23 protein-coding genes and 4 pseudogenes are annotated in these 25483 nt (G+C 62.3%); 15 read left to right on the top strand and 12 right to left on the bottom strand.

Going from position 1 to position 25483, the window contains the following annotated elements; all coding sequences use genetic code 11:
* Positions 1–213: 213 nt before the first annotated feature.
* From GQS65_RS11135 to GQS65_RS11120, 4 genes are all read right to left on the bottom strand, one after another.
* Positions 214–891 (bottom strand): flavodoxin, encoded by a 678-nt coding sequence (locus GQS65_RS11135; protein WP_233265111.1) that lies wholly within the window; start codon positions 889–891, stop codon positions 214–216.
* Between the two features lie 35 nt (positions 892–926).
* On the bottom strand, positions 927–1940 hold the full coding sequence (locus GQS65_RS11130) for an aldo/keto reductase (protein WP_158204722.1): 1014 nt from the start codon (positions 1938–1940) through the stop codon (positions 927–929).
* A gap of 138 nt (positions 1941–2078) precedes the next feature.
* A complete protein-coding gene (locus GQS65_RS11125) occupies positions 2079–2930 on the bottom strand; it encodes an aldo/keto reductase (RefSeq protein ID WP_158204721.1) in 852 nt (283 codons plus the stop codon).
* A 52-nt stretch (positions 2931–2982) separates the two neighbouring features.
* Positions 2983–3660: a helix-turn-helix domain-containing protein gene (locus GQS65_RS11120; protein WP_368280075.1), complete on the bottom strand. Its 678-nt coding sequence runs from the start codon at positions 3658–3660 to the stop codon at positions 2983–2985.
* Positions 3661–3965: 305 nt separating this feature from the next.
* On the opposite strand from GQS65_RS11120, the gene GQS65_RS11115 reads away from it, so the two are divergent.
* The 4 genes from GQS65_RS11115 to GQS65_RS11100 all read left to right on the top strand — a co-directional run bounded on the left by GQS65_RS11115 (position 3966) and on the right by GQS65_RS11100 (position 8468).
* Entirely contained in the window at positions 3966–4907 is a 942-nt protein-coding gene (locus tag GQS65_RS11115; RefSeq protein ID WP_158204720.1) for a transcription initiation factor IIB, read from the top strand.
* 98 nt (positions 4908–5005) lie between these two features.
* Positions 5006–5224, top strand: a complete 219-nt coding sequence (locus GQS65_RS11110) for a hypothetical protein (RefSeq protein WP_158204719.1) — start codon at positions 5006–5008, stop codon at positions 5222–5224.
* Positions 5225–5401: 177 nt separating this feature from the next.
* Positions 5402–6343: a DUF7504 family protein gene (locus GQS65_RS22305; protein ID WP_449271794.1), complete on the top strand. Its 942-nt coding sequence runs from the start codon at positions 5402–5404 to the stop codon at positions 6341–6343.
* Between the two features lie 82 nt (positions 6344–6425).
* Positions 6426–8468 (top strand): hypothetical protein, encoded by a 2043-nt coding sequence (locus tag GQS65_RS11100; RefSeq protein ID WP_158204717.1) that lies wholly within the window; start codon positions 6426–6428, stop codon positions 8466–8468.
* A gap of 16 nt (positions 8469–8484) precedes the next feature.
* On the opposite strand, the gene GQS65_RS22300 is transcribed toward GQS65_RS11100, so the two are convergent.
* Complete coding sequence (locus GQS65_RS22300; RefSeq protein WP_449271793.1) at positions 8485–8619, bottom strand: DUF7503 family protein; 135 nt, start codon at positions 8617–8619, stop codon at positions 8485–8487.
* Positions 8620–8899: 280 nt separating this feature from the next.
* Between GQS65_RS22300 and GQS65_RS11095 the strand changes: the two genes are divergently transcribed.
* From GQS65_RS11095 to GQS65_RS11060, 9 genes and pseudogenes are all read left to right on the top strand, one after another.
* Complete coding sequence (locus tag GQS65_RS11095; protein ID WP_158204716.1) at positions 8900–9391, top strand: hypothetical protein; 492 nt, start codon at positions 8900–8902, stop codon at positions 9389–9391.
* Positions 9392–9471: 80 nt separating this feature from the next.
* A pseudogene (locus GQS65_RS11090) lies at positions 9472–9713 on the top strand (DUF7389 domain-containing protein).
* Between the two features lie 255 nt (positions 9714–9968).
* A complete protein-coding gene (locus tag GQS65_RS11085; protein ID WP_158204715.1) occupies positions 9969–10349 on the top strand; it encodes an SWIM zinc finger family protein in 381 nt (126 codons plus the stop codon).
* Positions 10350–10889: 540 nt separating this feature from the next.
* Positions 10890–11669, top strand: a complete 780-nt coding sequence (locus GQS65_RS11080; protein WP_158204714.1) for a hypothetical protein — start codon at positions 10890–10892, stop codon at positions 11667–11669.
* Positions 11670–12000: 331 nt separating this feature from the next.
* Entirely contained in the window at positions 12001–12834 is an 834-nt protein-coding gene (locus GQS65_RS11075; protein ID WP_158204713.1) for a UPF0175 family protein, read from the top strand.
* Complete coding sequence (locus tag GQS65_RS11070; RefSeq protein WP_158204712.1) at positions 12827–13315, top strand: hypothetical protein; 489 nt, start codon at positions 12827–12829, stop codon at positions 13313–13315. Before GQS65_RS11075 ends, GQS65_RS11070 begins: the two co-directional genes overlap by 8 nt.
* A 577-nt stretch (positions 13316–13892) precedes the next feature.
* Positions 13893–14192, top strand: a pseudogene (locus GQS65_RS21660) (hypothetical protein).
* A 308-nt stretch (positions 14193–14500) separates the two neighbouring features.
* Positions 14501–15844 (top strand): glycerate kinase type-2 family protein, encoded by a 1344-nt coding sequence (locus GQS65_RS11065; protein WP_158204711.1) that lies wholly within the window; start codon positions 14501–14503, stop codon positions 15842–15844.
* 54 nt (positions 15845–15898) lie between these two features.
* Positions 15899–17553: pseudogene (locus tag GQS65_RS11060) on the top strand (archaea-specific SMC-related protein).
* A gap of 51 nt (positions 17554–17604) precedes the next feature.
* Here the strand turns inward: GQS65_RS11060 and rdfA are convergent.
* The 3 genes and pseudogenes from rdfA to GQS65_RS11045 all read right to left on the bottom strand — a co-directional run bounded on the left by rdfA (position 17605) and on the right by GQS65_RS11045 (position 19490).
* Positions 17605–18255, bottom strand: a pseudogene (rdfA, locus tag GQS65_RS11055) (rod-determining factor RdfA).
* A gap of 353 nt (positions 18256–18608) precedes the next feature.
* A complete protein-coding gene (locus GQS65_RS11050) occupies positions 18609–18965 on the bottom strand; it encodes a hypothetical protein (RefSeq protein ID WP_158204710.1) in 357 nt (118 codons plus the stop codon).
* A 90-nt stretch (positions 18966–19055) separates the two neighbouring features.
* A complete protein-coding gene (locus GQS65_RS11045) occupies positions 19056–19490 on the bottom strand; it encodes a hypothetical protein (RefSeq protein ID WP_158204709.1) in 435 nt (144 codons plus the stop codon).
* 177 nt (positions 19491–19667) lie between these two features.
* Between GQS65_RS11045 and GQS65_RS11040 the strand changes: the two genes are divergently transcribed.
* Positions 19668–21113, top strand: coding sequence for an enolase C-terminal domain-like protein (locus GQS65_RS11040; RefSeq protein WP_158204708.1), 1446 nt, complete (start codon positions 19668–19670; stop codon positions 21111–21113).
* Between the two features lie 356 nt (positions 21114–21469).
* Here the strand turns inward: GQS65_RS11040 and GQS65_RS11035 are convergent, their stop codons facing one another.
* A complete protein-coding gene (locus GQS65_RS11035) occupies positions 21470–22204 on the bottom strand; it encodes an IclR family transcriptional regulator domain-containing protein (RefSeq protein ID WP_368280072.1) in 735 nt (244 codons plus the stop codon).
* Positions 22205–22359: 155 nt separating this feature from the next.
* Here GQS65_RS11035 and GQS65_RS11030 point away from each other — a divergent pair, with 155 nt between their 5' ends.
* Positions 22360–23244, top strand: a complete 885-nt coding sequence (locus GQS65_RS11030) for a Gfo/Idh/MocA family protein (protein WP_199268452.1) — start codon at positions 22360–22362, stop codon at positions 23242–23244.
* 24 nt (positions 23245–23268) lie between these two features.
* Here GQS65_RS11030 and GQS65_RS11025 read toward each other — a convergent pair whose 3' ends face one another.
* The 3 genes from GQS65_RS11025 to GQS65_RS11015 form a co-directional block, all read right to left on the bottom strand.
* Positions 23269–24387 (bottom strand): Gfo/Idh/MocA family protein, encoded by a 1119-nt coding sequence (locus GQS65_RS11025; protein ID WP_158204706.1) that lies wholly within the window; start codon positions 24385–24387, stop codon positions 23269–23271.
* Positions 24384–24551: a hypothetical protein gene (locus GQS65_RS11020; protein WP_158204705.1), complete on the bottom strand. Its 168-nt coding sequence runs from the start codon at positions 24549–24551 to the stop codon at positions 24384–24386. Before GQS65_RS11020 ends, GQS65_RS11025 begins: the two co-directional genes overlap by 4 nt.
* A 63-nt stretch (positions 24552–24614) precedes the next feature.
* Entirely contained in the window at positions 24615–25442 is an 828-nt protein-coding gene (locus GQS65_RS11015) for a fumarylacetoacetate hydrolase family protein (protein ID WP_158204704.1), read from the bottom strand.
* Positions 25443–25483: the final 41 nt, after the last annotated feature.

Genomic DNA, 25483 nt, shown 5'->3' with positions numbered 1-25483 from the left:
TTGTGTTAGACCCACGCTCTCTATCTAACAATACCGGCAAACTGTGAGTTGGGTTATTTTCGGACCGGAATCGAGTGACTCAGCTGTTAGACCCGTGCCGCGTGTGTATCAGCCGGGTCAGTCTTCAACCCCCGACAATTCGTCGGCGGCTTCACTACGAACCTCCTCGACTGGCTCTTACTCACACTCCCGGCATACTCCGTCCGGTGCAGCCTAAATATTTTGCAACCAGTCGGCCACTTCTGCTTTGACCTTGCCTCTCCGTTCCCCCTTGATTGCGAGGTAGATCCCATCTCTCTCCAATCCGCCTCTCGTGGAGAATCCCTCCAGTACGTCAGCATCGGGACAGCGATCTTCAATCGTCTGAAAGCTACTCCCAGTACCATACCCTCCATTCGTATTGAATGGGACCACAGCTTTCTCGCTCAGGTCGTGCTCCCTCAGAAAGGTCTTCATCGGTGGCGGCAGTTGCATATCCCACGTTGGAAAGCCGATAAACACGGTGTCATACGACTGGATGTCCTCAGCTCTGCACTGGAGGGGCGGTGTATAGCCGGCCTCGTTTTCTTCGTCTACCTGGGCGACGAGCGTGTCATACTCTACGGGATACGGTTCTGCTGGATGGACCTCGAACAGGTCTCCACCCACTTCCTGCTGAATGATCTCAGCGACAGCCTGGGTGTTCTCCGTACGAGAGAAGAATACGATCAATACGCGACTCTCATCCGCAGTTTGGGAAGAGTCATTCTGCTCGTCCGTCTCAGAGGTGCCCCCGTGCAAGCATCCCGCGAGGAACCCGCCTCCGGCCAAGACGCCTGCCTCGAGCAACCTACGCCGGCTTGTTCCATCAGTATCTGCCGCCTCTGAGTCGAACAGCGTGTTCTGTCTCATCTGAAATCTATGTGGCATCCTGCATCGGGGTGACTCTAATTGGCTTCCGACCCAGGAACCGGAGTCCCGGCAATCGGCAGGGGCTCGTATGGCTCTTCCAAATATTCAAGGTCTGAATCAGATAAGTCGATATCGAGTGCTTCGACGGCTTGATCGAGGTGTTCGACACTCGTGGTGCCGATGATCGGTGCATCAACGACGTCCTGGTGGAGCAGCCACGCCAGTGAGAGTTGTGCCATCGTCACGCCCTTCTCCGCTGCGAGGTCCTCGACCCGCCCGTTGACGGCTGGGCCACCACCCATCCGATACTCCTCGTGCGTGTCGGTCAGCTCCTCACCGCGAGTCGTCGCCGTCAGCTCGTTGTATGGGCGAGTGAGATACCCTTGGGCGAGCGGGCTCCACGGGATGACGCCGATATCCTCCTTCTCACAGAAAGGGAACATTTCGCGTTCACTTTCGCGGTAGACGAGGTTGTAGTGGTCTTGCATCGTAACGAACCGTTCGAGGCCACGGTGTTCGCTGGTGTAGAGCGCCTCGGCGAACTGGTGGGTCCACATCGAAGATGCGCCGATGTATCGCACGTTTCCGCGGCGGACTACGTCGTCGAGTGCGCGGAGCGTCTGTTCGATGGGTGTGTCGTAGTCCCACCGGTGGATCTGATAGAGGTCGATAGTGTCCATCTCCAGTCGGTCCAGCGAACTCTCCAGTTCTTGCTCGATGGTCTTCCGTGAGAGCCCGGACGCGTTCGGATGGGGTTCGTCCTCGCCGGAGAAGAGGTTCGTAGGGAAGTAGCATTTCGTCGCAACGACCTGCTCGTCGCGCTCGTACTCTCCGAGAACGTCACCAATGATCTCCTCGGACTCACCGTTCGAGTACGCATTCGCCGTGTCGAAGAAGGTGATGCCGAGGTCGATCGCGCGTTCGATAATCTCGCGCGACCCCGCCTCGTTGAGTGTCCAGTCGTGGAGGTCGCTCACACCGAAGCTCATCCCGCCGAGACAGAGACGGCTGACCTCCATGCCGGTCGAACCGAGTGTCGTGTATTCCATCGTCGCTCTAGTCTGAACAAGGGTGTGAACCGCTTGGGTACGATGCTAACGGGATACCGTGTTTAAGTAGGGTCGGAGCTGGTGCGTACCATAACCACGTAGGATTCTGGCCCGGAGGGTAGCTTCAGAACTCGAGGATTACGTCTCGCGCTCGGCTTCTCCCAGTCGTTTTACCATGTCGGGGTCTCGGTGGTCGAAGAACAGACTTTCGCCTTCGTTCAGTCCCGCAATCGTCTCCATCTCCTCGGCGGTGAGTTCGAAGTCGAATACGTCGAAGTTCTCGGTGATTCGCTCGTCGTGGACCGACTTCGGGATGGCGACGATCTCGCGCTGAACGAGCCATCGAAGCACCACCTGCGCGGCGGATTTGCCGTATCGGTCTCCAATCGTGGTCAACACGTCGTGTTCGAAGATGTCGTTCTGTCCTTCGGCGAACGGCCCCCACGACTCGTGTCGAATGCCGTGGTCTTCGAGGAACGCCGCGTCGTCGGTTCGCTGGTAGAAGGGGTGGGTCTCGATCTGATTGACGGCGGGGACGACGTCGTTGTGGACCATCAGGTCCATCACGCGGTCGGGATGGAAGTTGCTGACCCCGATCGCTCTGATCTTGCCCTCCTCGTAGAGGTCCTCCATCGCCTGCCACGAGCAGTGGACGTCGCCGTAGGGCTGATGAATCAGATATAGGTCCAGGTAGTCCAGGCCCAATCGGTCTAGCGACCGTTCGAACGCGTCTTTGGTGCTCTCGTAGCCAGCGTCCTGTACCCAGAGTTTCGACGTGACGAACACCTCGTCTCTCGGCACGTCGCTCGTTTCGATCGCCCTCCCGACTGCCTCCTCGTTCCCGTACGCCGCCGCAGTATCGATGAGACGATACCCTGTGCGGAGTGCTTCAGTGACGCTTCGCTCACACGCTTCGTGGTCCTCGATTTGGTACGTTCCAAAGCCGAGGATGGGCATCTCGACGCCGTTGTTGAGTTCGACTGATTTCATGGGAGTTCGCTGTCTACCAGAGACGAGGGACTACGGGCAGATAGTGACGGCGCTAACTGGAAACCGTGTTTAAGTGCTCCTGTGACTGGAGAGCGGACGAGAGAAGCTGGCGCTCACCCCGCCTGAGGAGTCTCGATAGCGAGGGCTGTGAGATACCGAGCTCCGCAGCGAGGTCCTCAGTTGAGGTCTGACGTGGGCTCTCGTAGTAGCCACGAGAGAGCGCGAGCGTCAACGCCTCGTACTGCCGTTCGGTCAATCCAAATGGGAACGCGTCGTCCGATGCGGAGGACGTGGTGGTCATGGAGATGAGGTCCAGCGAGATACCGTGGTTCTCACAGCGGGTCCGAGATTCGGCGAACGAATCACGGTCTTTGTACACCTTCTTCTCGTACCACCCGTCCGGTGTGACGATGGTCGGTTCGAGTTTTGCTGCGACAGAACTGCCCGTGTTGAACACCTGCGAGATCGAGTCGTCGAGTTCGACGGTGAGGTTGTGGACTGTTTGCTCACCCGCGTAGCCGATCGTTGTCGCCGCTGAAACCTCGTCCAGAGCCTCCAGGTCTGCTTCTGCTATCTCGAGCCCAGAATCGATTTTGACGATGAACATTCGGGCGTCCTGTTCGAAACAGAGCCCATGAACGCACTCGACGTTGTCAGGCGGAAGTGCCTCAGTGAGGCTCACGAGCGGGAGAGACGGAGAACTGAGGCGAAACTCAGTAGTAATCGTCATGGGGGATGGCTATGCTTCGTTGGTAGTTAACACCCAGGATATTTTGGTAGAGATGATTCTTTGGGGACAGCCGGTGGATAGGCACAAGAGAATGCTCTGGGCATTCCTTGAGTGACCAAACCCTCAGTGATAGACCCACGCTCTGCGTCTAACAAAACCGGCAAACGACGTTCAGCCTCGTCAGTGGCGATTTTCAGTTGATTTAGTCACCAGCTCGAACTGCACCGCTCACCGCGCCCGCCAGTGGGGTGTATCGCCCCCTGAAGGGTGCGGGGCGTTCTGAACAGTGCCTCGCGAGGTCAACTATGTCGATTCGAGAGATCTACGAGACGGGCTTCGACGAGCATCGAGAGGCGACTACTCACCAGACGAAGCGGTGTCCGGAGTGTGATGGCGTGGTGCGGACGACCACGCAAGAGACGGTGTGCGAAGACTGTGGCCTCATCCTCGACGAGCAGCACATCGACCGGGGGCCGGAGTGGCGGCCGTTCGATTCTGCGGAGCGTGAACGAACGGGTGCCCCACTCACCGAGCGACGGCACGACCGGGGGTTGTCGACGGAGATTGGACGGAAGCGCGACGGGCGCGGGAACGCGCTCTCGGGGCGGAAACGCCGGCAGCTCTCGCGGCTTCGTCGGGAGCACTCCCGGGCGATGTGGCAGTCGACGGCCGAGCGAAATTTGGCACATGGCCTGGGTGAGGTACGACGAATCGCGGGCGGGATGGGGCTCACAGACGCCATCGTCGAGCAAGCGTGCGCGCTGTTCCGGCGAGCCCAGAACGAGAACCTCCTTCCGGGGCGGTCGGTCGAAGCGATGGCCACCGGCGCGGTCTACGCCATCTGTCGGACGAACGGGTTGCCCCGAACCTGTGGTGACGTCGCAACACTCGCTCGCGTGTCTCAGGAGCGAGTCGAGAACGCCTACTCGGTGCTGAATCGCGAGCTCTCCTTGCCCTCGGTGCCCGTGCCACCGAGTGCGTACATCCCCGGACTCGCGTCGACGGTCGGACTCTCAGATGGGACGCGCCGACAGGCGGCGCACGTCACCGAACGAGCCCAAGAACGGGGATTGACCAACGGGAAGCATCCCGCTGGGGTGGCCGCCGCGGCGCTGTATCTGGTCGCCGAGGCGCGTGTCGAGGGCGTAACGCAGGCCGAGTTAGCGGCAGCGGCGGACGTGTCGACGGCCACGGTCAGAGCGCGCTGGACGGAGTTGCGCGAACACATCGAGGTCGACATCGTCTGAGTGCTAGTCTTGTGATTTCGTCGGCCGGTGTGGTCAGTCGCGTGTCTGCCGTGGGTTAATGGTCGGAGACCCGCTACTGGGTGTAACGCGGTATGATCATGCCCGACCGGACACAGTTGAGTTCTTCTGCGACCGATGCCCTCGACACCCTCCGAGAGCCCGTCGAGCGAAATGAGGGGCTCTCTCGTGAGGAGGCCACGACGGTGCTCACCGACGACGGAATCGACCCGGCTGACGCTGACACCCTCCTCGACGAGCTACTGTCGAAGGGCTATCTCTACGCTGTCAATGACGAACTGTACGTGACACCAACCTGAACCACGGCGAGAAGCGGGGGACCATCGGGGCCGCTGACACCCGATACACACTACACGTGTTGTCGACGCTTGATAGCTCGTCTCTGCTATGACTGTTGTCGACCGGAACTCACAGTATCGCTTGGTTACCCCACGAGTCAGTACTCGGTGAAAACGTGGGGTAACGCGTCGTTCTGGATGCTCGTTGCTGCTAGTATGCATGTCCGTGACCCTGAATTCCCGAATACTCGTGATTCTCGCTTATCCACCGATATCGCGACAGTAGCCACTGAAACACGGGCACTCACGTGCCACCGTCCCATCATCAACAGCCCACCCCGCCCTACTTGTGTTCAGATAGCCGCCGCCCCGGAGTCCTCAACCGACGAACCTGTCTACTATCGAGAAATAAAACCGAGTGATTTATCGTCGTTTGTCATGAGTGATTATCTAATGACAGCACGGTCGGGCGCTGATCGTCGCATTGGAGACGATCCGCATCGGTTCCGGGAGGTCCTGGCCGAGCTGAAGCAATCCGGCTGTCGACTCCTCGTAACGGGTGACGTCGAGACTGCTGTTCGAGCACACGAATCCCGGTCGTTGTTCGGCCGAGCCCCGGACCGCCATCGGGTCTTTGGGGTGACGGACCTCGGTCACGATGCGGTTGTCGAACACCTTCCGGAGGGCTGTTCGCCCGGCAGCTCCGGTCTCGACCTGATTCGACAGACTGAGACGCGCAGCAGTGGCGCTAGCGTCTCGACACAGGCTTCCTCACCAGCCACCCGAACCCGACCGTTCAGACGCCATCTCGTCGACGCCATCGCCCAACACCGTGCCGGGCGCTCGCCCGACCCTGCGGAACTCCGGGTCGGGGTTGCGACGCTCCGGCCGCTCCTCGACGACGACGGCATTGCATCCACTCGGCGGTTCGTTCGCGTCATCGGTGACGAGACGGTCCGCTCTCGGGGCATGGCTCATTTCCATCTCGGTCTGTCGGCTAATAGCGAGGCGACCGACGCGCTCCTTCGTGTCGTCGACATCCATATCGAACTCAGGCACACCGACGACAGTGGTCCGGAACACCGCTGGACGTTGCTCAATTACGGCGAACGAACCGGGTGGCTGCCGATGGAGGAATGACGATGGCCTCACCAACGGATAGTAGACATCGATGACGGAAACGAGTCCCTCGATCGGTCAGACTGACGACGGCCACCTTCTGGTGACCGACCCGATCGAAGGACTCAGAATTACGTTCGACACCACTCTCGAGTCTCCGCCAGCCTCCGTTTCGACTGAGGGATTCCGATTTCCAGTGGATACGGCCGCTCGCATCACTGTTGACGAGCTTCGCGCGCCGAAAAGTGCTGGCGTTTTCATCATGACTACTACGGGGGCGTCGGTTGCAGAGGCAGTCAACGAAGCGTCCGCGCAGGTCGTAGATGGCGAATACTTGGTTCAGATCCTTTCACTCGGGATTATCTGCTATCTTCGTGTCGACGGCTCCATCGAAACGTTCGTCGACGGTGGCGAGCGTGTCATCCAGTTCGATAGCGATTCGGCGGCCCTCGGTGTCCGGTCGTTCCAACGCCATCCCGAAGCAACGATTCAGACGACCGAACAGCCACGCGATATCATGCGGGCGATCTCGTGTCTGGGATCGGCGCTCAAGACGAACTCTCCGGAACGGTCGTGGCCGTCACTTCGTGGATGCCCGCCGCTCATCACAGTTGATGGAGATTCGTTCGAAGCTCCCAGTGGCTTAGAGCGGACAGACACGCCTGTCCACATCGAGGTTCCTCCGACGCTCGACCACATCTATCCAATTGTATCGCTGGCGTACTACCTCAACGCCACAGTCGTACCTGGTGACACACCTCTGCTCGTTGCCGATGGTGTCGAACACTCGCTTACGAAAACAGATGACTACGAGGAGACCGTCCGCCGGACGCTCGAACAGTTGTTCACCCTCGACTGCGTAACGCGAACTGAAGGGCTCTACCCGCTCGATCTGTATGAACGTTCGGTCATCGAACGTCGGGTCGGTTTCGACTTTTCGAGGCTCTACGACGCCGACCTCGCCACGCAGGTCAACACGTACCTCTCCGTTCCATGGGACGACATCGCCGACGTTCGACCGGGATGGAAGCTCACGGCAGATGTCCAACCGAAGGCACGACACGCTGCGTTCCTCCCGTTCGCCGCCTACGACCTCGCACACATCCGCGTTCCTCGGTCGTCGCCGTCGTCGACGACGATCGATAGGGATGCCGTCAGTGCTCTCAGTGAGTTCACCCGCGCCGAACCGTCGACAACCGTCCAGGAGTTTCAATCGAGCGAGGCGGCACAGCCCCACATCGTCAGTCCACCGCCTGTCGAGAGCATTGAGCACGCGTGGATCGGTGAGGGTGTCCCTATCGGGGCGTCGAAGCCCACGGCGGCAGCGTGTGAACGCCGCCTCGACCCGGTCGGTGATGGCCCGGTCTCTGTGCAGGTCATCGCAAACGCCCCGGAGATGCGCTCTGAGCGGTCGGTGAGTGACATTTACGGGCTTCGTGAGTTCATCGAGATGGACGTCACAATCCACGAAGAGCAGACGGTTTCGGAGACTCGTGACCTCCTTCGGTCAGAGCACGACCTCCTCCACTACATCGGCCACGTCACCGAGGACGGCCTTCAGTGTGGGGACGGATTCCTAGACGCGGGAACGCTCTCGAACGTAGGGATGCGTGCGTTCATCCTCAACGCATGCCGGTCGTACGGGCAAGGGCGAGCGCTCGTTGACGCCGGTGCGGTCGGTGGGGTCGTCACACTGTCGACCGTGGCGAACGCCCCAGCGACGACCGTCGGTCGGCAGATCGCCCGGTTGTTGAACGCGGGGTTCTCACTCGGTGGTGCCCTTGACGTGATCGGGTCGGAGACGACGACCGGCCGCCAGTACGTGATTGTCGGTGACGGGAATACGGCCGTCACGGCGACCAGCGACGGAACGGCCCTCCGCTACGACGTCGAACGGGACGGAGAGACCTTTCAGCTGCACTACCACGGCTATCCGTCCCGCCAGGCACCGCTGGGGGCGACGTATACACCGTATCTGGGGTCGAACGAGACGTTCTATCTGAACTCCGGGCATATCGCCTCGATTGAGGCTGACTCTGATGACCTCCGCCACCTGCTGCAGCGGGCGAGTTCAGTCCCGGTCCGGTTCGAGGGGACGCTCTACTGGAGCGATGTGGTTGCCGCAGAAGACGTTCCGTTCTTGTAATCGCGTTCCCGAAGCGTTACGGGCCGACGTGGGTGCAGCCTTCAGCGGCGGCCGCGCCGACCTGACTACCGAAAAGCACGGCGGCGAAGGCCATGCCCATGAGTTTTGGATGCTGTGCGATGTACGATTTGACCGAGTGTCCATCGGACATACACGACACGTTCGCGCGTCTGAATGTAAATTTTTCTAAATAAATAGGACAGTAATTAAATGGAAAATACTCTCAGGTTCTGTAGCAACTCTCGTGGCAGTAGGTATTTGGCCCTGATCACGGGGTCGTGTGTCGCTTCAATCGGGGGGTGGTCGCAGGGTGGAGATGAGATACGATGATACTGTGCTGGTGTCTATCGGCGTCGGCGATGAGCGCCGACGCGAGTCGGACGAAGAGACATGGTCGATTGTGTGTGGGTCGAGCGTCGGCGGAAACCAAGATGCACCAACTCATCTACGCGCTCGTGAGCGCACCGACTGCAGAGCAGGCACTGAGTAGAGCACAGAGCGTCTTCGACGGACTGACTGGCCGTGACATCTCTGAGGCCCCAGTGTTCGACTACTACGTGACCTTCGACGACTCGTCAAGCGTGGCCGGACCAGCCCGGTGGGGCGACCGGCCGACGGTCGCTCGAATCGACTCGCCCGCTGGGCAACGGCTCCTCGACAGCGGGTGGGAAGCGACCGAACGGGAGTTCCACCGGACGCTCGGGCGTGTCCAGGAGGCGCTGGCCGAGTGTTCTGACGAGGAGCTGATGGGTGACGCCATGGTCCGCCATGCCTGCCGAACGCTCGGCGCGTATCGCGGGCCGTCGGTCTATCTGTACGACGAGTACGGCCAGGGGATTCGCCATCGCGAGGCCCTCGACCGGATTCTCGACGCCGAAGGAAAAGGCCCGCTGTGGATCGTCCCCGCCGACGTCCTCTTCTGAGTAGGTGGTTGGGGTGTGACCGCTCGGTGGTGTCTGTCGCACCCACGGGCGGTGAGGGTGCTGGAAGGCATCCTCGCACTATGACTGAGGAACCAACGCAGCCAGACGCACAGCTGACCGACCGTATCGAACGAACCGACGTGGGTGTCTCGCTCACGGTGAAGTTGAAGCGGGGGACTGGAACGCGCGCGATCAGGACACCATCACGGCGAAGGTGAAGTCGACCACCCTCGACGAGGCGCGCGAGGACATGGACGACCTCCGAGCGTACGTCCGTGCGCTCGCCGACGACGTTCGGGCCATCCAACCTATCGAGGAGTAAATCTGCCCTCGCGGCTCTGGTGGCGTGTATCACCCCCTGAGAGGTGCGGGGGTGTTCATGATCATTCTCGCGTGTGATGACCGAGTTAACAAGCGACCGAGAGTCGAATCGGGAAGCGAGTATCACTGGCCCGATCCCTGAATATGACCGCTATAGGCAGTCGACGGGAGTGTGCTACTATCATTGCTCGGGGTGTAGGGTTGAGGCACTCCGCCGGGTGGACGTCCAAACGCACTGCCAGTGTGGGGAGCGGCGATGAGCGTCGACAGCTCGGCGTCGCCGCTGGCGATGACCGCCCCGCGAGACTGCCGGGCGTTGAGCGAGTTACTGGCGGTGTACGAGTTCGCGCCAGGGCTGTACTGGGTGTACAGCGAGGAAGGACGCGAGTACACCGTCGATGCCGAGACGAGGGCCTGCACGTGCCCGGACGCCCAGTACAACGACCCCGAGGGCGGGTGCAAGCATGCCCGGCGCGTGGCGCTGTGGCGTGGTGACGAACAAATCCCCGCGTGGGTAAACCTTGACGCTGTTGACCCGCTGCTCGTCGACCACCTCGGGGTTGAGGACGCGCGCGAGAACAGCGGACACGGTGGTGTCCCCCGACACAACAGCGGGGAGGTGAGGGCCGGTGACTGAGCGGTCCGCGAGCGAATTCGGCGGGCTGCCCCCGAACAGCGACTCGGCCCCGCTGAGCCGGCACTCATCACGGCTGGTATCGTGACGATCCTGGTCAATCGATTGGTTAGGTCGTTGTCAACGACGACCGACATGGACGAGAACGTGTTCGTCTCGTCAACGAGGCTTCAAGCTGTGAATATGACCCAGGCTACTACACCGACCTGACGATTCGGGCGACAGAAAGCCTCTTGTCACCTCTTGAGTGGCGGAGGGAGGACATCTGCACATACCTCGCCAATCACTCTACAGTCCCCCTATCCAGTTTTTGAGTTACACCCACCGCGTTCGTTCGCCTTGGAGAACTCACGAAGCCGTTCAGTCTAACCAGCTTGCTGCTCGCCTCAGCTGAACGGTCATCAGAAGGGAGAATGATTCCTCCTGTGCCTGCTTCCCCAGCCACATTGGAGCGTTTGTATTAACACATATATGAATTTGTGATTGAATTTTTTATCTAGAAAAAACATTTAAATCTACAAGACAAGCCGTTAGCATCCAGACATGGATGGAAGAAACGGTGACAAGCGAAAGTCGAGTAGCACACGGCGGAGATTGCTGAAGGGAATCGGAGCCTCCGCTGTTGGTATCCCCTTGATCGCTTCTGGAACGGCTGCGGCGTACAACTACCAAGAGGGAGACAGGACGAGTATCGCTTTGGATGGCTCTGATGGATTCACGGACCTGGGGGTCACGTTCGGACTCGAGTATGCCCACTACAATGGCTACGACGTCGACTACGGCGCTGATCACGAACATAGAATCCGATTCACAGCGGTCGGCGGCCTTCTACACAACGGAGAGAAATCTCCGGGGCTGACTGTCAGTGACCAATACATGGAAATCGATGCTCGGTATGAACCGATGGTCGAGTTCAATTTCGACCGGCAGGACATCGGGATGTACCCAGCAGGACGGAGCGACGTCGACGAATTCTACAGAGAATTCTTCATGACGATGGTCGAGCAGCTACCATTCGCCGGGGCGGTCTCCGATGCCAACAATTTGGTGCAAGCAGCACTCGATATCGGCGACCTCGATAACAGCGACCGATACCGAACGTGGTCGTACTACCGAGGGTCGGGCTCCGGGGATCGAAGCGAAGCAAAGCACTCTGGAGAGTTCAAATTCTACACGAACGACGGCGACTCGGGGCGTATCCCAGTCACCCTCCGTCTCGAGGGAGGAGACTACTTCAGCGACACGCATATCTCGCTGGAACACACCCTGTACGTCGACTACCACGGTGGCGACATCAGCCTTCGTCGGTACACCGGCATCTAACAGGCTGACGATTCCCTCCGCTACACTGCGATTGTTTCCACGGTGTTCGGAATCTGGATATTCGGGAGTGGCAACGATTTGCCCACTCTTCGTCGCTGATGCCCAACCGTCTGGTGCAATCGTTACTCAGGGATGACTGAACAGCGACCTACTCTCCGGCAGGGTTGAGCGGCTCAAACCCCTGTCTGAGTGGATGGCCACCCGACGGTTGTACTTGCCATAGCTCGTTGACTCAGACGAACCAAAGGAGTATCAACCCCGACAGCGAATATTGTGGTACAAGAAGCTGAGCTGTCCCGAAACACCAACCGCTCCACACCACCACTCACGTATGTCTCGTATCGACCCAGGCGGCTCGCCGGACCAGTTCGGTGGCCCACAAGGACCACTCGGCCCGATTCAAAACGAATTCAAGAAGCTCAACCTGTTCTTCGGCCTCATATTCGAGGACCCCGAAGTGGCCGTACGAGAAATCTCTCAGGAGATTCTCTCGATGGACGAACACGAGCGTTTCACCACCTCAATAGAGGTGTTCGAAGACCGGTTTGCCGAGGCAGTTGGTGACATCGAAGCGCTGCAAGCGCTCGCCCCGAATGTCGATGGTGACCGCGTGTTGCTACTGTTCGATTCGATGTTCGAGGACATGCTGGAAAGGCTGTTCAGCCACGTCAATCGCAAGCGAAGCGCCGAGACTCTCGTTGTCTTGGTCGCAGGAGTGCTTGGAGTCCAGGCAGGAGTGAGAGAGCTCGACAGCGATGGCCTATCTGATGAACGCAAACGCCAGATTATCTCGTCGATTCTCGCCTTCTTAATCCGACTCCAGACCCTTCTTGAGCAGGACGAACCGGACGAGAGCGATATTCGGGCACTCACCCGAGATGTCGGTGTCGCAATATACTACATCGATGAAGGACTGGACGGCGAATCTAACTTTCCGGACCCGGCTAGCGCCGAGTATGCCACTATCCGCCGGGCAGTACTCGAATTCGGTGCTGTAGCGGTATATTCCAATATGCCAATCTCACTCGGGAGGGGGGCTGAGTTGGCTGATACTTCCCGATTCGAGTTTGAGGAGTCGCTTGACGCCTACGACGTTGAACTGCGAAGCGGGCCGTCGTCGGTCGATGAGCTGCACAACGATGGTGTCGGGCTCGTGAATGAGTGAGCCGGCGGGATTCGTCTTAGATACGAATGTCATCTCGTCGTTCTTTGCTGTTGACTGGCTTGAAGCGCTCTTGTTCTGGGACCCCACGCACGACCTGTACGCACCAACGCGGGTGTGGGATGAGTTTTCAGCATACCATGATACGACCCAACCGGAGTGGCTGACGCTCCAATCGGTAAATCTCGAAACCGTCGAGGTCGAAGCACCGATGCGCCTTGCAGTCGCTGATTGGGCGTGTATCATCTTGGCGGAGGCGACCAACTGCTGTGTCGTCACGAACGACCGCGCTATGCACGACGCAGCTGAACGCCGGGGCGTCGACTTCCAGTGGGAGACGCAGTATCTCCTCAGTACGTTCTATGGCTGTGGTCTCTCAAAGTCGCAATTGGACATCGGTCTCCCCGAGTATGCTGACGATTTGGGACTGAACGAAGAGGTCGTAGCCGACGTGCGAGACGCCGAGAAACCCGACTCGATCTGAGGTATGACGCATCACCGTCGACGCTGGGTCGGGGCGGATTCCCATCCCAATTCCCTAACCAAGACTGCCGCGATTCAGTACAACGCATTGGTTAGACTCCGAACCGCATTCTGGCATCACTTCTGGCGAACCCACCTGCCAGGATGAATCGACTGGCTCACCCGGTGTAGTTCACGTCGGCGTTGGTGTGTCACGCTTTCTGGCTCATCTGGCACGCCCTCCCCGCCGCTCATATGGCGCTCCCTCCGTCTATCAGGCAGGATGGTCACTCCAGTTGCACAGTCCGACCGGCGATTAGGAGTCTGCCGACGGGTCCAGGGCCTCGACCTCGTCGGTGTCCAGGTCGTCAACGAGGAACTCCCGACCGATGTTCGAGAGATCGTAGAGGTCGTTCTCGTTCTGCTGGAGCAAACCAGAAGTAGCCAGCGCGCGGAGGCCCTCGGTTCGTCGGTGACGGGTTCGAGACACTCGTCTACCGTGAGCAAAGCTACGTCCAGACAACGCTCGCGTTCTGGGCGCGTATCGTCGACGAACGCCAGCACGCACGGGTCCGACTCCGACAGGCGGTGCTGGACTGATGGGTCGTACCAACGCGACGTTCCGCGATGTCCTGCGGGCTATCGAAGAGCGCTGGGGCGACTACCGGCGGGCTCTCCGTCGCCGAGACCAACCGTGATTCGACCGGCTGTTCACCTACGCTCGCGAGTACGCCGATGCGGGGGGCCATCTCAACCACGAGACGCCATTGTTCCCGGTGATAATCGCCGTTTGCACTCGAACAGGAGCGCGGCTCGACGACCTCGACGAGCGACTTCAGGCCGTCGAAACGGGAAGAGCGAACGACCAATCAGCGTCGCCCGAGGGGTCGATGGAGTAAATCGTGCCATTCAAATTCGACTTCGAGGATGGTGATGTCCTCGCGTGGTCGAAAACCCCTGATGGGGCGACCGTCGAACGAGATAACAAGGTTTATATACTAAAACATAAAAATAGAGACATACAGCTGCTGCTACATCTGCTTTATATAGTGGACACTCTCAAACGCACGCCACCGTTCCAGAGCCTTCCGATAGCCCAGTCCCCCTTTTTGTGACTCCTTCGACGTTCTTATGCTCTAGTACTGTGTCGTGTGGCCAAATGACACGTGACGTGCTATCTCACCTAGACGTTCGGGCCGACGTTGCCATGGGTTCACCTCAAGAAACTGCAGTGGAGTGTTTCCAGGCAGCGGTGGCCGAAACCCTCCCGGTAAACGTCGTCGCTGAGTGTCTCTCGATGGATGGGGACGTATTATCAGTCGATGAGAGCCGCTATGACCTCTCGGAGTACGATGAAATCGTCGTGGTCGGGAGTGGGAAGGCGACACCAGGAGTCGCCGACGCGCTGGCCGACCGTCTCGGCGACCGCCTCAGTCGCGGGCTGGTCGTCGGGTCTATCGGAGGTGAGAGCGACCGCATCGAGTACGTCATCGGGGAACATCCCGTCCCGAACGAGGCGGGACTCGACGCCGGTCGACGGATTCACGAGCTGGTGTCCGCGGCCGACGAGGAGACGCTCGTCCTCGCGGTGATCACGGGCGGTGCGAGCGCGCTCCTCGTCGCACCGCCGCCGGACGTCGACCTCGACGCGCTCCGGGAGACGACCGACCTGTTACTTCGGAGCGGTGCGACAGTCACCGAAATAAACGTCGTTCGGAAGCACCTCTCGCTGGTCAAAGGCGGGTGGCTGGCGCGGGCTGCCAGTCCGGCGACGCTCGTCGGCATCGTGTTCAGCGACGTCGTTGGCGACGACCCCAGCGTCATCGGGAGCGGCCCGACGGCTCCGGACGCATCGACGTACGGAGACGCGCTCGACGTTCTCGACCGCTACGACCTCGCAGTGCCGTCGAGCGTGCAGGCCGTTCTGTCGGCGGGAGCAACCGGTGACCGCCCCGAGACGCCGACGGCCGACGCCCCGGCGTTCGAGACCGCCCAGACGCACGTGCTGGTGACGGGGCGGACGGGCTTGGACGCGGCTGCAGCCGTCGCGCGCGACCGGGGGTACGAGCCGCTGGTCCTCTCTGGTAGCGTTCGAGGCGAGGCTCGCGAAGCGGCGTCCACGCAGGCGGCCATCGCCGAGGAGCTCGTAACGACAGGCGACCCGGTCACGCCGCCAGCGGTCGTGCTGTCGGGTGGGGAGACGACCGTGACGGTCCAGGGGACCGGTGAGGGGGGACCGAACTTGGAGTGTGCGCTGGCGGTGGGAATCGAGTTAGCCGAGACGACGGCGCCCGTCACGGGCCGGGTCGCGTTTCTCGCGGCCGACACCGACGGAAACGACGGAAGCACCGACGCTGCCGGTGGGCTCGTGGGTCCGGGAACGCTCTCTGACCTGCAGACCAGCCGGGCGGCGCTGGCGAACAACGACGCGTTGTCCGCCCTGAGCGAGGCATCGGCGCTCGTCTCGACGGGGCCGACAGGCACCAACGTCAACGACTTCCGTGCTATCGTCGTCGAAGCCGCCGACGGGGACTGCTCCGTCGACGAATAGGGCGAACGGCGTCGAAAACAGTATTACTAAATGGACGCCGCTCCGAATGCTGGTATGAGTACAGAAAGCGTGACCGACGGGTCGGTCGTCGTCCGCGCGACTAACATCGGGGGAATTGACGACACTGAGGTTTCGTTCGACCCAGGTGTGACGGTTCTCGCCGGTCGGAACGCGACCAATCGGACATCGTTTCTCAAGGGACTCATGCTGGCACTGGGGAGCGACGACGCGGCGTCGCTCAAAGGCGATTCGTCCGACGGGTCGGTCGAGCTCCTAATCGGCGACGAACGCTATACGAGAACGCTCACCAGACAGAACGGTGATGTCGTCGTCGGCGGTGACCCGTACCTCGACGACCCGACGGTCGCCGATCTGTTCGCGTTCCTCCTCGAATCCAACGACGCACGGCGTGCCGTCGAGCGAGGAGCCGACCTCCGTGGCCTCATTATGCGGCCGGTCGACACTGAAGCCATCCAGGCGGACATCGAACACCTGGAAGCCGAACGCGACCGCATCGACGACGAACTCGACGAAATAGACGCGCTGAAAGACGAGCTTCCCGCTCTCGAACAGCGTCGAGGGAGCCTCGAATCCGAAATCGAGGAAGCACGTGCTGCCCTCGATGCCAAGGAGTCGGCCATCGAGGCCCACGACACGACCGTTGAGGACGAACGAGACGAGAAGGCCGAACTCGAGGCCCACCTCGACGAACTCCGCGAGCGTCGGGACGACGTTGAGGAGGTCCGTTCGGAGATCGACCTGCAACGGGGGAGCCTCGACTCGCTGACCGCCGAGCACAGCGACCTCGAAGAGACGCTCGACGACCTCCCCGACCCGGAGGACGAGGACTCGGAAGACCTGGAGACGGCGCTCGCGCAGCTCCGTGACCGGAAGGAGCGGCTCGAAACGCAGGTGAGCGACCTGCAGAACGTCATATCGTTCAACGAAGAGCTGCTGGAGGGTGTGGAGGGGACGGTCGGCGACGCCCTCGACGGCGGGGTGTCGTCGGAGGGCTCAGTGACCGACCAGCTGGTCGACGACGGGTCGGTCGTCTGTTGGACCTGTGGTTCCGAGGTCGCCGCCGAGCGCATCGAGCAGACCCTTGCTCAGTTGCGTGACGCACGCCGCGAGAAACTGGCGGCGATGACACCACCGACCGCGTCCGAGCCATCGAGGACCGGTTGGCGACGGTCGATCAGCTCACCGCACAGCGTGAGGAGCTTTCCGAGCAGTTGACCGAACTTCGAACCCGTATCGACCGCATCGAGGAGCGGGCCATCGAGGAGTTCAACGATCACATGGATGCGGTCCTCGACATCTTGGGGTATGACAATCTCGAACGCATCTGGATCGAGCGAGTTGAGCGAACCGTCCGCGAGGGCCGTCGCAAGGTGGACAAGCGAGCGTTTGAGCTCCACGTCGTCCGGTCAACCGCGTCGGGGAGCACCTACGAAGACACCGTCGGCCACCTCTCGGAGAGCGAGCGTGAGGTGACGGGTCTCGTGTTCGCGCTGGCCGGCTACCTCGTCCACGAAGCTCACGAGACGCTCCCGTTCGTTCTCCTCGACTCGCTGGAAGCGATCGATGCCGACCGCCTCGCCGATCTCGTCGAGTACGTCGCCGACTACGCACCGTATCTCGTCGTCGCCCTCCTCGAAGAGGACGCGCAAGCGCTGGACGACGACTACACTCGTATCACCGAGCTCTAACCGAAGGCGACGTCGAATCCCAGCACCGACTCTATAACAAAACTACGTTTGTTATTCTTTTCGGCCGCACGCACAGCCGCCCCGCTCCAACAGTTCGACGACACCGAACTGCGCACCACAGTCCTCACAGAGCACGTCGATCTCCACGAAGAGGCGGAACGACCCCAACTCGAGTCGACCGGTATCCTGTAGCTGGTCGAGGCTGTGTTCGGTGACCGACCGTGTCCGTGCCTGGAGTCGTCGAATCGTCCGCTCGACGGTCTCCACCCGGTCGGCGGGAGTCGGGTCGTACCTCGCCTCCCGGTCGTTCTTCAGGTACGACCGGATCGCTTGGTAGGTCACGAAGTCGCGTCCGAGCGCGTCGATGTCGATGCCGGGCCGTTCGAGGCGTGTATGTGCTTCGGTTCGCACCCCGCTACTCACGTCGTCGTCGGTCAACAGTCGGTAGAGGTTCTCGACTTCGCCGTCGACCGTGGTCTAACCTGCCTCGTCCGTGGCGGCGGCGAGCAAGTGCCGATTGAACAGGTCCGCGAGGTCACGAAGGCTCATCCGGTCGTCACCGTCGGCAGTCCACCGGGCTTCGAGATCTGCTCCGAACGCCGCTCCGAGGTCGTACTCGTCGATGAGCCGTGCGACCTTACTCGACGGCCGTCCGTCGTCGATCGGTCTATCACCGGTCAGATGGTGGCTTTCGTCGGTCATTCGTACACCCTGCGTATGCTCTCCGTAGTATCGGTGATGTGGTCCCGCCTCACCGGCGTGTTCACTCCTGAGGAACAGCTGGGCCGGACCCCTCGGTCGTCGACCCGACTCCGATCGGCGACGTCCGCCAGCAGAATCGACAGACGACGCGCCTGAACGGAGGACGTAGCCGGACTGATTGGCTCCTGTCGGAAGAACCGAAATCGAGTGCTAACATACGACATCAGATCGTTCACCAGTGATGAATTGATTCCGGCGCACTCCGCGATGTAGGGGAACACCCCCTCCCGAACGGATTCGGAAGCGGGAAGGAGTGCGAGTCGTCCCTCTCGATGCTCGGCGCTCCCGTCTCGCTAGCGACGCTCGTATATCTCCGCGCCGGCCATGCCCTGCTCGCCCGCGACGGCGTAGTAGGGGTACGTTCGGCCGTTCCCCTCAACCACCGCCGAATCGCGCAGTGCCCGCATCGGTTCGTACGCCGCCCCGTCCCCCGACGTTTCAAGCGGCAGGTCGCCACCCCCGTAGTCGCGGTCAGACCAGAGAACGGTCTCCGGCGAGTGTGGGTTCGCGCGCCACTCGTCGTCCGGGTTCGAGAGGTCGAGTATCACGACCATGACCCGCTCGGGCCGGTCGAACCGCCGCGTCAACAACACCCTGAGCAGGTCGTCGTCGAGCCGCTGGAGCCCGTAGTGGCGGTTCGTCGGGAACAACTCCTGGCACTACTCAAACGGTTCGAGGGGGTGACGCCCATGCCACAGGTGGCTGTCGTTCGCGAGCGCGTAGTGGGTGCCGTCGTGTTCCTACCCCTGAAAGTACGTCTCGCCGAGGATGCGGTCGAGTGGAGCGAACTCCAGGCCGTCGTCGGACACTGCCACGTCTGTCTCCTGCTTGCCGCCGGGCAGCCGTAGAAGTAGAGCCTGAATCGCCGTTCGTCGTGGTTGACGTGCACGTCCGGCGAGGCGACGTGATCCGCGAACCGGGCCGCGTCGAGGGGCAGCATGCCGGGCGTGTAGACCCGCCACGGGCCGCGCGGGTCGTCCGCGTACGCGAGTCTGATGCGTACTCTCGTGATGTGCGAAGTAGCAGTAGTACCGCCCGAGGGGGTCCGCAACCCAGTCGGGAATCCCGACGACCGACGGCCCGTCGACGTTCGCCCCGATCCGGTCGTCGCTCTCGGGAGTGACCAGCGGGTTCGTCGCGAACCGCTCGACGACGACGTCCGTGAGGTGCTCCATACGTCGCGTTCGACGGGAGCAAGCGCCGAATAGCTACTGGCTCAACGACCACAACGAGCCGTTCCAGCGGTTCGACTCCTCCGTCCACCTGCCCCCCCGGTCCGTGGTAGTCGACGAAACGAGGCGTCGATGGCCGTGTGACGTACGCTTATGTGTGAGCGCCAGCAGTGGTGTGATATGACCATTCGTGTCGAGTCGGCGGACCAGTACGTCGTCAATCTCCGGAAGCGGATGCCGTTTCACTTCGGCAACGTCGTCGTGGACGAGGGAGCGCACCTCTTCCTCGAGCTCTCTGTTGACGTGGACGGCCGGGCGACCGACGGCATCGCACAGGCCGGACTCGCCCCGATGTGGTTCCTGAAAGACCCCGACCTCTCCCTCGTCGAGGGTATCGAGTCACTGCTGGACGTGTTCGGTACCGCGTGGGAGGCGGCCCTCGACGTCGAGGCCAACACCGCGTTCGGCTTCTGGCAGGCACTGTACGACCACCAACGCGAGTGGGCGGCCGACACCGACTACCCGCCGCTGTTCTGGAACTACGGAGTGAGCCTCGTCGAACAGGCGGTCGTCGACGCGGTCTGTCGCGCGAACGAGACGACGTTCGCCGCCGCCGTCCGTGATGGGACGCTCGGGTTCGACCCCGGTCTCATCTACGACGACCTCGCCGGAGAAACGCCCGCAGACCTGCTCCCCGACGACCCGTGCCGATCTACCGCGCTTCGGCACACGGTCGGGCTGGACGACCCGCTGGTCGACGCCGATCTCGCGGCCGGCGACCGACTCGACGACGGGCTTCCACAGACGCTCGCCGACTACATCGAGCGCGACGGCATCGATCACTTCAAAATCAAGCTCTCGGCCGACGTCGACCGCGACGCGACACGACTGCGCGAAATCCGCGCGGTCGTCGAGGACCGACTCGACGACTACGCGTTCACCCTCGACGCAAACGAACAGTACGGGAGCGCCGGGACGTTCGCCGAGCAGTGGGCGACGCTCGTCGACGCGCCCGGTCTCGACGGCTTTTTCGACCGGCTCCGATACGTCGAGCAACCCCTCTCTCGCGACGAAGCGTTCACCGACGAAGCTCGTCGCGTCCTGACCGACTGGGAGGGCCCACCGGTCATCATCGACGAGTCCGACGCCCGCCCCGACAGCCTCGGCCGCGCACTCGACTGCGGGTACGCGGGCACGAGTCACAAGAACTGCAAGGGCGTGTTCGTCGGCGTCGCGAACCGTTGTCTCGTCGAATACCGCCGTCAGCACGCCGACGGCGAGTTCGTTATCAGCGGCGAAGACCTGACCACGCTCGGGCCGGTCGAACTCGTCGAGGACCTCGCCGTGATGGCCACCATCGGTGCCGACGACGTCGAGCGCAACGGCCACCACTACTACCGGGGGCTAAGTATGTTCCCCGAGTCACTCCAAGGAGCGGTCGGTTCGGAACACGGCGACCTCTACCGCCGACACGACGACGGGTTCACGGCACTCGCCGTCGAGGAGGGTCGCATCGCGTTCGGTTCGGTCACCGACGCGCCGTTCGGTCGACGAGTCACGCCACCGTTCGACGACGAGGCGTTCGTCCCACTCGACGAGTGGGACCCGGCCTCGGTGCGGGCCTGAACGGGCTGCTTCGGCCCTCGGTCTCTCCAGCGACGCTCCTCGCTTGCCGCTGCGCCTCGGCTGACCGGACGGGCCCCTTGATTACCTGTTCACCCGTAAGAAACACACGTTCACGTCGAAACGCCCGTTAGTGGCGATTGGTAACGGGTCGTTCGGCCGTGAAGTGGCCTCAGTCTTCACAGTACTACGTCTGTTACTCACCGACACGACGAACACACCGTTCACTTTGGCCGAACCGACGTGACCTGTGGTGGTTATAGAACCACAACGATTTAACACTGCAAAACAGCTTGGATTCCGAGCCCCTCGGCAGAGAACGAACCCGCTCGGGAGGACGTCGTCCGCTTGCGGCCGGTTCAGATCGAGGTCGCGTTGATTTCGATGATGTTGACGCTTCGGGTTATCATGTCCGGTATCTCCCCGTAGAAGCGCTCCTCGTCCATCCGGCTGGCCGGGCCGATGATACTAATCGCCCCCTCGACGGTCCCACCTTGGCCGATGATGGGAGCTCCGACCCCGACCAGCCCCGGAATCGTCTCCTCTCGGTTGAAGGCGAACCCCCGGTCGCGGATGGCGTCGAGTTCGTCGAACAGCTGGTCCGGGTCGGTGATGGTGTCCTCGGTCTGGACGGTGAGCCCCCGCCGTTTGATGATGGCTTCGACCCGACTTCGAGGAAGGTATGCGAGGATGGCTTTCCCCACGGCTGTGTGGTGGAGTGCCGAACGGTACCCGACGTACAGTGGCGTCTGTACGGCGTTCTCGCCGAGTTCGCGGTAGATGCACACTCCCCAGCCGTGCTCTTCGACCGTATAGAGGGCCATCTCGCCGCTCTCCGCTGCCAGCTTGTCGACCTCCCGGCGGACCAGGTCGTAAATACCGATACGACGGCGGGCGTGGTGTGCGAGGTCGAGGAACCGGAAGCCGAGTTCGTACGTTCCGTCACCGGTTCTCACGACGTACTCCTCGTGTTCCAGCGTCGCGAGATGGTTGTGGACCGTGGCCTTCGAGTACCCGGTCTCCTTCGCGACGGTCGTCACTCCTGCCCCGCCCGTCTCGCGAAGCGTCTCCAGAATCCGCAGCGTTCGTTGCACCGCGTCGATGGTCTTTTTTTGGTGCGGACATACCGGCACTGGGTGGCGCAGGCTCTTAAGTTCACCTCTCGTGAACATCTGTCGGCCATCGCCGAACCACCGACGGTCAGACCGTGGGACAACGTTCATGCTGGCCGGGTCCGACTGGTCCAGTCGTGATACATATCGGCATCGTCGGACTCGATACGAGTCACTCCGCCGCGTTCGCGGACCACTTGGCGGCGGGTGACGACGCGACCGTCGCGGCCGTCTGGGACGGCGGTGCGGTCAGGGACCGGGCGTATCGCGACGCGTTCCGTGCCGATTACGGCGCGACCGCCTACGACGACCCCGCCGCGATGGTCGAGACGGTCGACGCCGCGATGGTCCTCACCGCCGACTGGGACACCCACCGGCGGCTCGCGGTGCCGTTTCTCGACGCCGGCGTGCCGACGTTCGTCGACAAACCGCTCGCCGGCCGAGTCGAGGACGTCGACGCCATCGAGCGAGCCGCCGAGGGGACGCCGCTGTCGGGGGGCTCGGCGCTCCCGTTCCACCCCGAACTCGCCGTGTTTCCGACCGACCGGCCGGGACGGACGCTCTACTGCGCCGGCTACGACGACCCGTTCTACTACGGTTGCCATCTCGTCGACACCGCCCGACTGCTCGCCGGCAGCGACTGGCGCGCGGTCCGCCCTATCGACGGCCCTGGGAGCGTCGTGAACGTCGTGTTCGACGGCGGAACCGTCGCGACCCTCCGTCTCGACGGCCCCGCTGACGGCGCGACGTTCGGGTTTCTCGACGTCAGCGACCGGACACGCACACGAGCCGTCGAGGGGAGCGACGGGTACGACACCATGTACAAGCGGTTTCTCGACCGGTTTCTCGACTCGGTTCGTGGCACCGTCGACGACACCGACCGACTGCTCAACGGGGGGCGACTCCTCCTCGCACTCGCCGCCGTGCTCGACGACGGTACCGAGCGCACGCGAGACGACCCCCTCGACGACGTCCGCATCGACGGTGGTGCGTTCCTCGCCGACTACGAACCGTACTACTGACACGGGCCGAATCGCGCCGCCCGGTTACATCGTGTCTCTCCGCGCGTCCAACGGTGTCGAGGCGGGAGCGGTGTGGTCGGAGACTCCATCGACGGCGACCCACCGGCCGCTCTCGGCGGCGTCGTATACGGCGTCGAGGAGGCGGAGGACGGCCAGCGCGTCCGAGAGGTCGACGGGCACCTCGCCCCCACTGCGACGCGCGTCGAGGAACCGTTCGATGAAGGCCAGGCCCCACTCCCCGCCATAGCCCGGCGTCGGTGTGTACTCGTGGGTAACCGTCCGTCGAGGGGTATCGTCTGTCCCGTCCGTCCGTTCGACGACGAGTGCCGCCTCGCCATCGAACCCGAACTCGCTGCCGATGGGGTCCCACGACGCCGTCGCGTCGGTGCCGACGACGCCGACGTGGGTGTCATAGCGGTCCGGCCCGAGGTAGTAGCCCGCCCGGAGCGACCCTATCGCCCCGGAGCGAGTCTCGAACACGACGGTACCGCCGTCCTCGACGTCGGCGGCGGTGGTACCGTACGTGGTCGTCGCGCTGACCCGTGTCACCGGGTCCTCGAACAGCCAGCCGAAGAGGTCGAGCCAGTGGATGCCGAGCCACTGGAGGATGCCCCCACGACTCGCCGCCCGGTCGAACAGGTAGTGGCCGGCGTCCCGGTGAGCGACCTTCGAGGCGAAAAACCGCGCGTCGAACGAGCGGAGGTCGCCGAGCTCCCCGGCGTCGATTCGCCGACGGAGTTCGTCCGCGAGCGGGTGCGCCCGCCATGGGTACGAGACGCAAACCGTCGCGTCGCTGTCGGCCTCCGCCGCGAGCAACGGCTCCAGGTCGGTCGCGGTTCGTGCAGCTGGCTTCTCGGTGAACACGTCGACGTCGCGGTCGAGGGCCGCCTCGACGACCGCCGGCGTCGCGTCGTTCGACAGCGTCACCCAGAGCGCGTCGATGTCCTCGGCGTCGAGCAGCTCGACCGGGTCGTCGTAGACCGGAACGTCACCCAGTCCCTCGACGCTCGTCGAGTCGAACGTCGTCGACGGCTCGCACGCAGCGGTCACCGTCGCGGCGGTCTCGGCGAGACTCCGGAGATACGGCCGGCAGTGATGGTGGTCGAGTCCGACGTACCCGACTCGGGTCGTGGGCGTCGTCATGTGAACTCCGGGACGACCTCTTTGCCGAGACGGTCGAGACACGTCGGTGGCCGGGGTCGGCCGGAGAACTGCACCCACGACGACCCCCGTTCGCCCCCGAGATTCCCGTGGACGCGCACTCGCTCGACGTCCGACTGGGGTGTGTCGACGACGCGGTCACCCATCGGTTTCACCTCGTCTGCGCAGCTCCCGTCGGTTCTCGGCGAGGGAGACGCCGAACGCCGTATTCACGGGGTACGCACCTCGTTGCGGAGGGCACCGACGCCCTCGATTTCGACGACCACCTCGTCGCCCGCTTCCATGCTCCCGACACCGGAGGGTGTACCCGTCAGGACGATGTCGCCCGGATGGAGCGTGACGTGGTCGGTGATGTATGCGAGCACGGTGGGAACGTCGAACACGAGGTCGTCGGTGTTCGACGACTGGACGACCTCGTCGTTCAGCCGCGTCTCGATGGCCACGCTCGCGGGGTCGACATCCTCCCCGACGGGCGTTACCCACGGGCCGAGCGGCGTGAACGTGTCCATGCTCTTCGAGCGGTACCACGGGTTGGCGGCATTGAGGTCGCGGAGCTGCATGTCGCGGGCGGTCACGTCGTTGCCCGCGACGAAGCCGAAGACGTGGTCGAGCGCGTCGGCCGCATCGACCCGTCGGGCCGTCTCGCCGACGACGAACCCGAACTCTCCCTCATAGTGGAGGTCGGTGACGAGGTCGTGTTTCGTCACGGCCCCGTCGGGGTCGGTGATGCTCGACGGCGACTTCGCGAAGAACACCGGCTCCTCGGGAACGTCGTACCCTCCCTCCTCGGCGTGCCCGGCGTAGTTGAGCCCGACGCCGAGGAGGTTCCTCGGCCGGTCGACGGGCGCGTGTAGCGTCACGTCGTCGACGGGGAACGACGACCCGGTCGCCGCCGTCCGCAACGACGACCAGTCGTGGTCGACGAGCGCGGCGTCGAGACTGCTCGCATCGGCGTCGATAGTCGTCACCTGGCCGTCGTCGACGACGCCGAGACTGGAGCCGTCGCCCGTCGCGTGGCTGAATTGGCAAACGTGCATTCGTCCGTGTCTTGACGTGCGTGCCTATAACTACCAGGGTC

The sequence above is a fragment of the Halomarina oriensis genome, from assembly GCF_009791395.1.
GTDB lineage: Archaea > Halobacteriota > Halobacteria > Halobacteriales > Haloarculaceae > Halomarina > Halomarina oriensis.
The sequence above is the reverse complement of the archived record's forward strand: the minus strand, read 5'-3'. Positions and strand labels throughout refer to the sequence as shown.